Raw genomic sequence first — 11,789 nt, 5'->3', positions numbered from 1 at the left:
CGGATCAGCAGTAGTGCTGCTCCGCGGTGACGACGTACGCCTCGGCGACCTGTCCTGGGGAGAGCGGGGTGAACTTCGAGTACGCCTGGCCGACGGCGTCGAACTCGCGCAGCAGCTCGGCGCGGGAGGCGCCCTCGGCGCGCGCCCGGCACAGGCCCTGGGCGTAGAGGATCTCCTGCGCGTCCATGCCTGCCGGTGGGATCCCGGCTGCGCGCAGGGCGCCGAGATAGCGCTGCCCCTGGTCGCCGGACTCGGCGACCACCTGCTCCGGTGACCGGGCGTCGACCGGGTCTGCCACGACCGCAACGGGTTCCGGCGCGGCCGGCGCGGGGGCCGGGACCTCCGCTGACGGCATCGGCGGAGCCTCGGGGCCGGCGGGAACGGGCGCGGCGATCGGCGCCGGCTCGACGGCGGGCGCCTCTGTCACCGAGCTGACCTGGCTGCTGGTGCCGGGCGCCGCTGCGCTGCTGGTGGTGGTGTCGCCGGTGCCGGTCGACTCCCCGCCGCACGCCGTGAGGGCACAGCACGCAACCACGGCTGCGGACACGGAGATCGTTCGCCAAAGTGTCATGGCGCGAAGTGTGGCACAGCTCCAGCGTGTCCCCGGGGGCATCGTTGCCTATCGAAACTAGTATTCCCAAATATCCCTTTTGGTGACTATGTCTGTGATATCTATTCACAGTTATCACCCAATGTGATGCGGGCACAAGCACTCTGATCGGCTCGGTCGATTCTGAGGCCGGGCTGGACCATTTCAGGAGGACCTATGGCCAACCGAACACTCAGCCGCCGACATCGTTGGTCCCGACGTGCGGTCGTCGGCCTCGCGCTGGGCGCGACCGCGGTGATGACCGCGCCGACCGCGGCGGCCACGACGCTCGACAACATCCCCGGCGCCGAGCACTGCGACACCGAGGGCGACCCGCAGGGCGCCTGTGTCGGCGTCGCCATCAACGGCGGAACCTTCGACAACAACGGATTCCAGCTGCCCGTCAAGGAGGGCGACATGGTGCTCAGCGTCGGCTTCCCGGCCGACGGCTCCACCTTCACGAGCACCGACACCGAGAACTTCGGCGTCTACGCCAAGCCCATGACGGTGCCGGGAGGCGTGCTGGGCGTGGACCTGCCGTTCGACAACCTCTTCGGCCTCGCCGCGGTGACCGCGGAGGTCCAGGCGGTCGCGGTGCCGGTCATGCACGACGAGATCTTCGACTTCAACATCGACATGCCGGTCCGGATGAAGCTCAACAACGCATTCCTCGGCGACAACTGCTACCTCGGATCCGCCGAGAGCCCGGTGACATTCGAGCTCCGTGGAGTGCGAGGTGGGGCCCTCGACCCCGTGTACAACGTGGTCGGCGGGCCGGACTACCCGGAGGGCACGCTGCAGGTCACCAACGTGCACACGGCGGCGAAGGACTTCGCGCTGCCCGGCGCCACCGGGTGCGGGCCGTTCGGTGCGCTCAACCCGATCGTGAACTGGCGTGCCAAGACGCCGGCGACCACGGGCACCTCGCTGGCGGTGCAGGCGACCGCGTACATGTACGCGCCGGGCGACCTCGTCGCGACGCCGTCGCCGGAGGAGCCGGGCGGCTCTGGCAGTGCCGGCAGTTCGGGGAGTTCGGGCAGCTCGGGCAGCTGACGCCCGGTTCGGTCGGTGTTCGTGGCGGCGACGATGATCGTGACATGAACATCGACCGGAACGTGCTCGACTGGATGCTGGAGGTGCGGACGCCCTGGCTCACCGACGTCGTCACGGTGATCACCAATCTCGGCGGCACCGCCGCCTCCTGGGCCATCGCCGCCGCGATCACGATCGCGCTGGTGGTGCGCCGGCACCGGGTCGAGGCGGTCATGGTGGCCGGCGCGATGCTCACCGGGCTGTTCGTGATGTCCGGGCTCAAGCTGATGTTCGGGCGGGCCAGGCCGCCGTTCCCGGAGCGGCTGGTCGACGAGGCAACGCATTCGTTCCCCTCCGGGCACGCGATGATGTCCGCGATCCTGGTCTGCGTGGTCGCCGCGGTGATCGTGCGCCTGGCCGCGCCCCGGTGGCGCGCGCCGTGGGTGTTCGCGCTGCTCGCGTGCTGGACACTGCTGATCGGGCTCTCGCGCGTGTACCTGGGCGCGCACTGGCTCACCGACGTCCTCGCGGGCTGGCTCTTCGGGGCGGCCTGGGCGGCCCTGTGGATCTGGGGTGCTGTCTGGTTCGAGCGAAAACGGCAACAGGTGGGCCAGACTTCTCTATCCTGACCAACTTGGACGCGTGTCCAGCAGGATTGAGGGAAAGGGCCCCCACATGGAGCCAGGATCCACAGCCGTCGAGTCTGGTGTGTCGCCACGTCGGACGCATCTGATCCGGACGGCCCTGGCCGTATTGGTCATCGCGCCGCTGGCGCTGATGGGCTTCTACATGTGGGCGCTGTGGGATCCGGGCGACACCGTTTCCCAGATGCCGGTCGCCATCGTGAACAGCGACGCGGGCGCGGACCTGGACGGCACCCGCCTGGACGCGGGCACCGAGGTGGCGACGGCGCTGCTCGACGGCGGCGACGTGAACTGGCAGGAGGTCACCCTCGACGAGGCCAAGGCGGGGGTCGAGGACGGCCGCTACTACTTCTCCGTGGTGATCCCGGAGGACTTCAGCAAGAACATCGCCAGCGCGGCCAGCGGTAACGGCAGCAAGGCGACGCTCGACGTGGTCTACAACGACCACAACAGCCTGGTGGCCGGCCCGGTCGGGGAGAGCGTCATGGCGCAGGTGCGCTCGGCGGTCTCGGAGAGCATCGGCGAGCAGTCCGTCGACCAGGTTCTCGTCGGACTCGGCGACGTGGGCAAGGGTCTCGACGAGGCGGCCGCAGGTGCGCGTCTGCTCTCGGACGGCACGGGCGAGGCCCTGGACGGCGTCACCCAGCTCTCCGACGGCAGTGTCGAGCTCTCCGCGGGCCTGCACGAGGCCTACGCGGGCAGCGGCGAGCTGGCCTCCGGCACCGGCCAGTTGGCCGCCGGCGCGGACGAGGCCAAGGCGGGGTCCGGCGAACTCGCCGCCGGCCTGTCGCAGCTGGAGGACGGCACCGACCAGCTCGGCGCCGGGGCGACGCAGATCAGCGAGGTCATCGACACGGTGGTCACGCCGTTGCTCGAGGCCGCGGTCGCCGCGGGCCTGCCCACCGGCGAGGAGGACGTCGCCGGTCAGCTGCAGCAGCTGCGCGACGGCGCCCGGCAGCTGGCCCACGAGCTGTCCGACCCGACCGCCGAGTACCGCGGCGGTATCGCCTCGGCGGCCTCCGGCGCGGCGGAACTGAACTCGGGCCTCGGTGAACTGGCGGCGGGCGCGCACGAGCTCGACGCCGGCGCCAACGAACTCAACACCGGTCTCGGCCAGCTCGACGCGGGCGGCACCGAGCTCAGCGCCGGTCTCGGTCAGCTCAAGGACGGCGTCGGCCAGCTCGACGCCGGCAGCAACGAACTGGCGACCGGTCTGGCGGACGGCGCCAAGCAGGTCCCGCACTTCACGGAGGCGGAGCGGGAGTCCACGGCCGGCCTGCTCTCGTCGCCGGTGGCGGTCAGCGAGCGCAACCTGAACGTGGCGGCGGGCTTCGGTCCCGGCGCCGTGCCCGTGGTGATGTCGGTGCTGCTGTTCCTCTGCGGGATCCTGACGTGGTTCGTGCTGCGGCCGCGAGGCGGTCGACGGGACGACGAGGACCCGGACGAGGGTGTGGTGCGGGGCGGACTGCGCCGGTACCGCGCGCCCGCCGCGATCACCCTCGTCGCGGCCCTGCTGCTCTCGGTGGTCACGTTGACGGTCGCGAAGGCGGAGCCGCCGAGCGTGCTGGCGATGGTCGCCGTGATGATCCTGATCGGTGCGGCCGGGGTCGCGCTGGGCCGGGTGTTCACCGTGGTGTTCGGGGCGGTCAACGGCACGTTCATCGCGCTGGGCGCCCTGATGATCCAGATCTTCGCGTTCGGCGGCGTGTACCCGATCGAGCAGATGCCCGCCCCGATCCGCCTGCTGCACGACCTGATGCCGCTGACCTACGCACGCAACGCCCTGCGGATGGTCCTCATCGGGTACGACGGCCCGCGGTTCTGGCTGTCGATCGCGGTACTGGCCGGAATCGTGGTCGCCTCCGTCGCCGTGACCGTCTGGTGGCGTCGCCGGCAGCGGGCGGCCGAGGTCGCCCCTGCCGACGAGAACCACGGCGACGAGAACCACGGCGACGAGAACCACGGCGACGAGAACCACGGCGACGAGAATCCCGACGACGTCTACATCGGTGACACGGACGGGCGGGACGGCGACACCGAGGTGCTGCACCCGGTCCCGGTGCGCTGATCGCCGGCCGGCCGGACCGGGAACTACACCTAGCCCAGGCCGCGCTGCGCGACTTTGCTGCCGCGCCGCGCGGCCGCGCGCTGGGCCAGGAACAACGTGAAACCGAGCACACCGACGGCGAGGCCCGCGTAGCAGATCGGCAGGGCCTCGCGCCACGGTTCGCCGGCGAGTAACACTGTCGCAGTTGCGACGAACCACGCGAGGACGCCGATCGCGACCACCGGCCGGGGGTCGGTGAGCCGGGTCGGGACGAGCGGATCGTTGCGTTTGGCGGTCACCGAAATAACGCTACCTGCCTGGTGGTGCCTTAACCTCCCAGGTGCGATGCGCATCTTCGGCGATTGAGACAGGGACGACATGGCTGGGACCTCGAGGCTCCTCGACAACTACTTCAAGATCACGGAACGCGGTTCCACGGTCAGCAACGAGGTCCGTGGCGGCCTCGTCACCTTCGTGGCGATGGCCTACATCGTGGTCCTCAATCCGCTGATCCTCGGCAGCTTCTCCGCCGACGACGCGGCAGCCAAGACGGACGTGCTCGGGAACATCCTGCCGATCTCGCAGGTCGCGGCGGTCACCGCCCTGGTGGCCGGCGTGATGAGCATCGCGTTCGGCATCATCGCGAACTATCCGTTCGGCATCGCGGCGGGCCTGGGCATCAACGCCCTGCTGGCCGTGACGATCGCCCCCCAGGTCACCTGGCCGGAGGCCATGGGCCTGGTGGTGATCGACGGCATCATCATTGTGGTGCTGGCGATCTCGGGCTTCCGGACCGCCGTGTTCAACGCGGTGCCCGACGAGCTCAAGTCCGCGATCGTCGCGGGCATCGGCATGTTCATCGCGTTCATCGGCTTCGTCGACGCCGGCTTCGTGCGCCGGATCCCCGACGAGGCGGGCACCTCGGTTCCGGTGGGCCTGGGCATCGGCGGCTCCATCTCGTCGTGGCCGACGGTCATCTTCGCGTTCGGTGTGCTGCTGATGGGAATCCTGGTGGCGCGCAAGGTTCGTGGCGGCCTGCTCATCGGCATCGTGGTCACCACGGTGCTGGCCGCGATCGTCGAGGCGATCTGGCAGGTCGGCCCCTCCAAGGGTGTGAACCCCAGCGGCTGGAACCTCAGCGTGCCCGCCATGCCCGACGTGCTCGCGCAGCTTCCGGACCTCAGCCTGGTCGGCGACGTCAACCTGTTCGGCGCCTTCACCCGGATCGGTGTCCTGGCCGCCAGCCTCCTGGTCTTCACCCTGGTGCTGGCCAACTTCTTCGACGCCATGGGCACGATGACCGGCCTCGGCAAGGAGGCCGGGCTCGCCGACGAGCACGGCAACCTGCCGGGTATCGGCAAGGCCTTCGTCGTGGAGGGCGCGGGCGCGATCGTGGGCGGCGGCGCGTCCGCGTCGTCCAACACGGTGTTCGTGGAGTCGGCGTCGGGCATCGCCGAGGGCGCCCGCACCGGCCTGGCCAACGTGGTCACCGGCCTGCTGTTCCTCGCCGCGATGTTCCTGACCCCGCTGTACGAGGTGGTGCCGATCGAGGCCGCCGCGCCCGCGCTGGTGGTGGTCGGCGCGATGATGATCGGCCAGGTCCGCGACATCGACTTCAGCAAGTTCCAGGTGGCCCTGCCGGCGTTCCTCACGATGGTCGTCATGCCCTTCACGTACTCGATCGCGAACGGCATCGGTGTCGGCTTCATCGCGTGGGTCGTGATCGGCGCTTCGAGCGGTCGGGCCAAGCAGATTCACCCGTTGTTGTGGATGGTTGCGGCCCTGTTCGTGGCCTATTTTGCGGTGGGCCCCATCACTGAGGCAATTACCTGAACCTGTGTCACAAGGTGCCGTATCCTCCGAAGGTGACCATGGATACTCGGGCCCTCGCCGGTGACTTGTCCCTGGCGGTCGTACGACTCGCCCGCCATCTGCGCGGTCGGCGCTCTGACTCCCAGGTTTCGTTGACTCAGCTCTCCGCGATGTCGAGCCTGTACGAGCACGGCCCGATGACACCCGGTGGACTGGCGGCGCGGGAACGGGTGCAGCCGCCGTCGATGACGCGGGTGATCGCCTCGCTCGCCGAGGCCGGACTGGTGGTGCGGGCGCCGCACCCGACCGACGGCCGCCAGATCATCGTCTCGCTCACCGACGCGGGCCGCGCGCTGCTCGCCGACGAGACCAGCGCMCGGGAGAAGTGGATGACGGATCGACTGGCGGCGCTGGACCCGGAACAGCGGGACCTGCTCCGGCGGTCCGTCGACATCATCGGCGGCATGGTCAACACCACGGAGTAGCGCTCGGCCGGCGTGCGGCAAGATGGTCCGAGTGGTTCACGTTATCGACATCGACGACCCGGCCGATCCCAGGCTGGACGACTTCCGCGACCTCAACTCCTCGGACCGGCGTCCGGACCTGCCGGAGGGCAAGGGCCTGGTGATCGCCGAGGGGGTCCTTGTCGCGCAGCGGTTGCTCTCGTCGCGCTTCCCCCCGATCAGCCTGCTGGGGGTGGACCGGCGACTCGGCGAGCTGTCCGCGGACCTCGAGGGTGTCGACGTGCCCTTTTACCGGACCTCGGCAGAGGTGATGGCGGAGGTGGTCGGCTTCCACCTCAACCGCGGCGTGCTCGCCGCCGCGCATCGTCCGACCGAACTCGACCTCGACGAGGTGCTGGCCGGTGCCCGCACCGTCGCGGTTCTCGAGGGCGTCAACGACCACGAGAACATCGGGTCGATGTTCCGCAACGCCGCCGGCCTCGGCGTGGACGCGGTGCTGTTCGGGGATCGCTGCGCAGACCCGCTGTACCGGCGCTCGGTGCGGGTGTCGATGGGCCACGTGCTGCGGGTGCCGTTCGCCCGGGTCCCGGAATGGCCGAGGGGCCTTCAGAGGCTGCGGGACAAGGGTTTTCAGATCATTTCACTTACCCCGAATCCGGCGGCCGTGACGCTGGCGGAGGCCATGACCGGCGAGCGGGTGGCGCTGCTGCTCGGCGCCGAGGGGCCGGGCCTGTCCGAGTACGCGATGCGCAACACCGACGTCCGGGCTCGCATCCCGATGGCGCCCGGAACCGATTCGCTGAACGTGGCGACGGCGGCCGCGATGGCGTTCTACGAACGGGTGAGGACCCAGGGGTGACCGACCCCGTGGGATCCGGGACGCCGTGGGGGACGGGCCTGGTGGTCGCGGGCTTCGCGGCGGTGGTCGCCGTGGTCGCGGTGATCGCGTGCGGCGCGGCGATGATCGAGGTGCACCCGCTGCTGGCAGTGGTGGTCAACCTGGTGGTCGCCGCGGGGGTCGCGCCGACCCTGTGGCAGTGGCGCGCCACACCGGTGTGGCGTTGGCTGGTGTACGGCACGGTGGCCGGCGTGGCGGCCGGCTGGTTGGCGTTAGCGCTCGGCGCCCGCTGAGTCGCGGCGGCCGAACCAGCGCCGCAGTCCTCGGGACAGTGGCCCGGGCCCGGCGGCGCGGGTGCTGGCCAGCACTACGGGCGGTTCCTCGCCGTCCCGGTAGACGGCGAACCCGCACAGCCCGACGGTGGCCGGATCGAGTTCTCCGTCGCGGACCGGCGGGGTGTACCGGTAGCCGAGCCACTCCGCGTTGGCCGCCTCTGCGAACTCGCTGGGGTGGAACGGGAGTGACTGCGGGTCGGGGAACACCCCCGGCGGGAACGGCAGCGGGTGCTCGCCCGCCCAGAACGGCCGCTCCCAGAGCAGCGGCAGGCCGAGGTTCTCGTGGATCTCGACCGGGGTGGCGCTGAACGAGCGCCGCAGCTCCCCGCGTTCCCAGTAGGCGAACGAGCCCCACGCGGCGCCGGGGTCGGTGCACACCAGGTAGGTCTGCTCGGAAGCCAGTGGCCGAGTCCAGGTTTCGTCGATCGTGGAAGGTTTGCGGAGGTTGAGGTTGGTGCCGCACACCACGGTCAGGCCGGGATAGCTGCCCACGTACACCTCGCCCGGTGCCACGCCGGTCGAGTCGGCCAGCGTGCCGGATCCGAGCGGGAAGACGTTCATCTCGGGAAACAGCGCGCCGACCAGGGCGCGGGCCGCGTCCGCGTCGGGCTCCGGGTTCTCGCGTAGCACGTTTGCCGGGTCTGGGGCGTCGACATACCAGATGGTTGATGCTTTCGCCCCCACGTCCGGTACCTGCCTCTCAGTCCCTTTCCTAGCAGGGTACGACCTCGGTGCGGATAAGCGCGGTGGCGCACCGGGGCGCGCAGCATCTTCCCGGCCGGTCAGCCGACGAGAGCCGGTTCCGCGAGAAAATCGTCGAGGTATGCCCAGGTGGTGGCGGCTGCGTCGGGTCCTGCGATCAGCCCGAGGTGACTTCCGGTGGTGGTCTAAAAGCGGACGCTCGGCGCGCCGGTCGCCGCGGTGGTGATCGCCCGTGCCGAGGCGGCCGGTGCGATGACGTCGGTGGTGCTGCCGACCGCGAGCACCGGGACGGACACCCCCGACAGCCCGACGGCGCGCCCACCGATCCGCAATTCCCCTGTGGCCAAGGAATTTCCGAGGATCAGCTGCGAACAGACCTGATGGAAGAACCGGGCCGGGTAGCCGGGCATGGCGGACATGAACCGGTCGACGGTCTGCATCCGGGCCATGGCCTCGGTGTCGTGCAGGTTCCGCGCGATGAACCAGGTCCTGAGCAGTTCCGGCGCGGGGCGGTCACCCGGTAGCCGGCCTGGACGCGGGACTGTCAGCCGCGGCCGCTGCTCCTGATTCCGAGCAGTACGTCGTCCCAGGACGGCAGCGCCGGTCGGCCCTTCTTGTCCCGTCCGCTCTGGTGCTGCGGCGCCACCTTGGGCAGCGGTTCCGGCACCGAGGTCTCGGCGGCGGGTGAGCTCGGTTCGTCGCCGAGGGGCTGGTCGTCGGTCGGTTCGGCCGCGGGGCCGACGTCGGCGCCGGCTTCTGCCTCGTCGAAGTCGTCCGGGTCGTCGAATGCGTCGAACGAGTCGAACTCGTCGTCGCGGGCGATCTCGGTCACCGGCGCCAGTCCGCGCAGCGGCCGCCCGAAGTCGGGGTCGAGCAGGTCGGTCGCGGCCGCGTCCAGGGCGACGACCGTGCCGCCGTGCGCGTCGTACTGGAAGTGCCAGTGCGCGGCATTGGTGGTGCGTCCGGCCTGCCACTGCAGCTGGGCGACCCAGTGTCCGTCCTCGCCTCGCCAGGCGTCCCAGTCCGCGTCCTCGAGGTTGTGGCCGCGGGCCCGGAAGGCCAGCGAGACGATTTCCTCGAGCGTCTGCAGAGCCGGGCCGTTCTCGCGGACGGGGTGACCGCCCTGTGCCTTCTGGGCGGCCAGTGCACGTTCGAGGAGGACGGGGTGGGCGAAGCGCTCGACCTTCTTCATGGAGACGCCGGCCTCGGCGGCCACCTGCTCGATGGTCGCGCCCGCGCGGATCCGGGCCTGGATGTCCTTGGGGCGCAGCTGGCTCTCGGTCTCGATCTCTATCTGTCCGAACCGCGCGATGTCGCCGCGCGCGGCCGCACGCAGCTTGTCGTCGGCGGGGAGGCGGAAGCGTTCGCCGCTCTCGGTGTCGGCGCACACGACATGCGTGCCCCCGGGCTCGAGTCCGATCACTCGAAGCTCTCGCACCATGACCTCCTCATCGCACCACTCGCGATACTCCGCGGAGGGACTGTAACCGACCCGTGATCGGTGGGACGGGATGACACGCCACATCCGGCGGTGGTCTTTGATTTGCGGCGCGCTACTCTCTCTGGTTCCCAACTCGCACCCGGTCCGCGAGAATGGATCCGACGGGCGTTTCGGGTGAGGCGACAGCGGTCGAGGCGAACTGAGGAGGATCGTCGAGATGTCGGATCGAGGCAGCATTGACAGGGTCGACCGGGCACACCTGAGGCGGGCGATCGAGCTGGCGGTCGAGACGGGCGATGCCGGGAACCGCCCCTTCGGCGCGGTGGTCGTGGGCGCGGACGGCACGGTGGTGGCCGAGGGCGCCAATTCCGTGACCACGTCGGGCGACGTCACCGAGCACGCCGAACTCGACGCCGTCACCACCGCATGCGGCGAGGGCAATGCCGGCCAACTCGTCGGGGCCACGGTCTACGCGAGCGGAGAGCCCTGTCCGATGTGTGCGGCGGCCATGGTGTGGGCGGGGGTGCGCCGGGTGGTGTTCGGTGCCGCGGCCGCACAGTTCGGCGGAATCCTCAGCGGCGGACCGCGGTTCACGCTGGGCTGCGCGGAGGTGATCGCGTCGGCGAACGAGGGGACGGTGGTCAGCGGTCCGCATCTCGGGGACGAGGCGCTCGCGCCCTTCCATCGGTTCGTGGCGGAGAACCAGACGTTGCCTGCGGAGGCGGTGGGGGAGCCCTGACAGAATCTCCCCATGTCGAATCGAAACAACATCTCGTCCGGCTCCGACTGGGAGTCGAAGATCGGTTACTCGCGGGCCGTCCGCATCGGCCAGCAGGTGTCGGTGTCCGGAACCACCGCGTCGGGCCCCGACGGCCCGGTCGGCGGCGACAGCCTCTCCGAGCAGACCCGTGAGGCCGTCAGCCGGGTCGTCGCGGCCCTCGCCGAGGCGGGCGCGAAGCCCGAGGACGTGATCCGCACCCGGATCTACCTCACCGACATGAGCCGGTGGGAGGAGGCCGGGCTCGCGCACGGTGAGGTCTTCGGCGACATCCGTCCCGCGACGACGATCCTCGAGGTCAGCGCGCTCATCGACCCCGCGCTGCTGGTCGAGATCGAGGCCGACGCCCTGATCGTCGAGTAGCACCGCCTCGGCAGCGAGTCAGCCCCCGGCATCACGTGCCGGGGGCTGACCCGTCTGAGTCGCCCCGCGTTGTGCCGGTCGTCACATGAGTTGACTTCGAGTGTGGAATCTCATTAATTTTAGCCTGTCCTAATGTAGGGCAGGCTAAACATATGTGCGGTTCGTCCTCCGGGATCGGACGCAGACCGAAGGGACAACTCTCGTGGCTACCTCCATGAAGCGGCACTTGGCCGCCGTCGGCGCCGTTGCCGGCCTCTCCGTGCTCGGCCTCGTCGCCAACCCGGCCATCGGCTCCGCCGCCGTCACCAGCGCCGCGACCGTCACCGCCGACGAGGGCAAGGGCACCATCTCCATCGCGATGACCGGCCTGAACACCACCAAGGCGTTCGTCAAGTGCGAGGGCACCGTCTACCAGCCCGACGCCACCGTCCTCGACAAGACCACGAAGGTCGGCGAGAGCTTCCTCATCGAGGGCGAGAAGATGGTTGCCGGCCAGATCCTGGTCGACGCGTCGGGCACCGGCACCTCGGCGACCTTCGCGGACGGCGAGTACCAGGTCCGCACCAAGTGCAAGGAAGACGGCGACACCGACTACCAGGACCCGATCCCCGTGTCCAAGGTCACCGTGACCGGCGGCAAGGGCACCGCCCCCGCCGGCGGCTCCGCAGAAGACCCGCTGGGCGCCGTCGCGGGCCTGATCAACGGCGTGCTGAGCACCTTCGGCAGCTGACACCCGCCCGAGAC

15 protein-coding genes are annotated in these 11,789 nt (G+C 70.1%); 10 read left to right on the top strand and 5 right to left on the bottom strand.

The window, feature by feature from the left end:
• Positions 1-4: 4 nt before the first annotated feature.
• Positions 5-571 carry a DUF732 domain-containing protein gene (locus tag AC1DU4_RS00760; protein WP_477837077.1) on the bottom strand — a complete coding sequence of 189 codons (567 nt, stop codon included), beginning with the start codon at positions 569-571 and terminating at the stop codon, positions 5-7.
• Positions 572-766: 195 nt separating this feature from the next.
• Here AC1DU4_RS00760 and AC1DU4_RS00755 point away from each other — a divergent pair, with 195 nt between their 5' ends.
• The 3 genes from AC1DU4_RS00755 (at position 767) to AC1DU4_RS00745 (ending at position 4,333) form a co-directional block, all read left to right on the top strand.
• Complete coding sequence (locus AC1DU4_RS00755; RefSeq protein WP_477837076.1) at positions 767-1,642, top strand: hypothetical protein; 876 nt, start codon at positions 767-769, stop codon at positions 1,640-1,642.
• 44 nt (positions 1,643-1,686) lie between these two features.
• Entirely contained in the window at positions 1,687-2,250 is a 564-nt protein-coding gene (locus tag AC1DU4_RS00750; RefSeq protein ID WP_477837075.1) for a phosphatase PAP2 family protein, read from the top strand.
• Positions 2,251-2,329: 79 nt separating this feature from the next.
• On the top strand, positions 2,330-4,333 hold the full coding sequence (locus AC1DU4_RS00745; protein WP_477837074.1) for a YhgE/Pip family protein: 2,004 nt from the start codon (positions 2,330-2,332) through the stop codon (positions 4,331-4,333).
• Positions 4,334-4,362: 29 nt separating this feature from the next.
• Here AC1DU4_RS00745 and AC1DU4_RS00740 read toward each other — a convergent pair whose 3' ends face one another.
• Entirely contained in the window at positions 4,363-4,611 is a 249-nt protein-coding gene (locus tag AC1DU4_RS00740) for a DUF2530 domain-containing protein (RefSeq protein WP_072842965.1), read from the bottom strand.
• A 79-nt stretch (positions 4,612-4,690) separates the two neighbouring features.
• Here AC1DU4_RS00740 and AC1DU4_RS00735 point away from each other — a divergent pair, with 79 nt between their 5' ends.
• The 4 genes from AC1DU4_RS00735 to AC1DU4_RS00720 are packed head-to-tail and all read left to right on the top strand — an operon-like array spanning position 4,691 to position 7,719.
• The gene (locus AC1DU4_RS00735) at positions 4,691-6,145 is read left to right on the top strand and encodes an NCS2 family permease (RefSeq protein WP_477837073.1); all 1,455 of its coding nucleotides are present in this window, start codon (positions 4,691-4,693) and stop codon (positions 6,143-6,145) included.
• Positions 6,146-6,177: 32 nt separating this feature from the next.
• The gene (locus AC1DU4_RS00730) at positions 6,178-6,609 is read left to right on the top strand and encodes a MarR family winged helix-turn-helix transcriptional regulator (RefSeq protein ID WP_477837071.1); all 432 of its coding nucleotides are present in this window, start codon (positions 6,178-6,180) and stop codon (positions 6,607-6,609) included.
• Positions 6,610-6,640: 31 nt separating this feature from the next.
• Complete coding sequence (locus tag AC1DU4_RS00725; RefSeq protein WP_477837069.1) at positions 6,641-7,447, top strand: TrmH family RNA methyltransferase; 807 nt, start codon at positions 6,641-6,643, stop codon at positions 7,445-7,447.
• A complete protein-coding gene (locus AC1DU4_RS00720; protein ID WP_477837068.1) occupies positions 7,444-7,719 on the top strand; it encodes a DUF2537 domain-containing protein in 276 nt (91 codons plus the stop codon). The genes AC1DU4_RS00725 and AC1DU4_RS00720 overlap by 4 nt, the downstream gene beginning before the upstream one ends.
• On the opposite strand, the gene AC1DU4_RS00715 is transcribed toward AC1DU4_RS00720, so the two are convergent.
• The 3 genes from AC1DU4_RS00715 to sepH form a co-directional block, all read right to left on the bottom strand.
• Positions 7,699-8,445, bottom strand: a complete 747-nt coding sequence (locus tag AC1DU4_RS00715) for a DUF6928 family protein (protein ID WP_477837066.1) — start codon at positions 8,443-8,445, stop codon at positions 7,699-7,701. The genes AC1DU4_RS00720 and AC1DU4_RS00715 overlap by 21 nt on opposite strands.
• Before the next feature lie 203 nt (positions 8,446-8,648).
• Positions 8,649-8,912 carry a hypothetical protein gene (locus AC1DU4_RS00710; RefSeq protein WP_477837065.1) on the bottom strand — a complete coding sequence of 88 codons (264 nt, stop codon included), beginning with the start codon at positions 8,910-8,912 and terminating at the stop codon, positions 8,649-8,651.
• 95 nt (positions 8,913-9,007) lie between these two features.
• Positions 9,008-9,901, bottom strand: coding sequence for a septation protein SepH (gene sepH / locus AC1DU4_RS00705; RefSeq protein WP_477837063.1), 894 nt, complete (start codon positions 9,899-9,901; stop codon positions 9,008-9,010).
• A 220-nt stretch (positions 9,902-10,121) separates the two neighbouring features.
• Between sepH and AC1DU4_RS00700 the strand changes: the two genes are divergently transcribed.
• The 3 genes from AC1DU4_RS00700 (at position 10,122) to AC1DU4_RS00690 (ending at position 11,775) form a co-directional block, all read left to right on the top strand.
• Positions 10,122-10,643 (top strand): nucleoside deaminase, encoded by a 522-nt coding sequence (locus tag AC1DU4_RS00700; protein ID WP_477837062.1) that lies wholly within the window; start codon positions 10,122-10,124, stop codon positions 10,641-10,643.
• Between the two features lie 12 nt (positions 10,644-10,655).
• Positions 10,656-11,045 carry a RidA family protein gene (locus AC1DU4_RS00695; protein ID WP_477837060.1) on the top strand — a complete coding sequence of 130 codons (390 nt, stop codon included), beginning with the start codon at positions 10,656-10,658 and terminating at the stop codon, positions 11,043-11,045.
• Between the two features lie 214 nt (positions 11,046-11,259).
• A complete protein-coding gene (locus AC1DU4_RS00690) occupies positions 11,260-11,775 on the top strand; it encodes a hypothetical protein (RefSeq protein ID WP_477837058.1) in 516 nt (171 codons plus the stop codon).
• The last annotated feature ends 14 nt before the right edge of the window (positions 11,776-11,789 follow it).

The sequence above is a fragment of the Rhodococcus sp. P4_F5 genome (genome assembly GCF_056401315.1).
Note: the sequence above shows the minus strand (reverse complement) of the source record. Positions and strands in the feature narration are given on the sequence as shown.

Bases quoted from the DNA above. Each gene is read 5' to 3' on its own strand.
- AC1DU4_RS00760 (WP_477837077.1), bottom strand. From the start codon at position 571: ATGACACTTTGGCGAACGATCTCCGTGTCCGCAGCCGTGGTTGCGTGC.
- AC1DU4_RS00755 (WP_477837076.1), top strand. From the start codon at position 767: ATGGCCAACCGAACACTCAGCCGCCGACATCGTTGGTCCCGACGTGCG.
- AC1DU4_RS00750 (WP_477837075.1), top strand. From the start codon at position 1,687: ATGAACATCGACCGGAACGTGCTCGACTGGATGCTGGAGGTGCGGACG.
- AC1DU4_RS00735 (WP_477837073.1), top strand. From the start codon at position 4,691: ATGGCTGGGACCTCGAGGCTCCTCGACAACTACTTCAAGATCACGGAA.
- AC1DU4_RS00710 (WP_477837065.1), bottom strand. From the start codon at position 8,912: ATGGCCCGGATGCAGACCGTCGACCGGTTCATGTCCGCCATGCCCGGC.
- AC1DU4_RS00700 (WP_477837062.1), top strand. From the start codon at position 10,122: ATGTCGGATCGAGGCAGCATTGACAGGGTCGACCGGGCACACCTGAGG.
- AC1DU4_RS00695 (WP_477837060.1), top strand. From the start codon at position 10,656: ATGTCGAATCGAAACAACATCTCGTCCGGCTCCGACTGGGAGTCGAAG.
- AC1DU4_RS00690 (WP_477837058.1), top strand. From the start codon at position 11,260: ATGAAGCGGCACTTGGCCGCCGTCGGCGCCGTTGCCGGCCTCTCCGTG.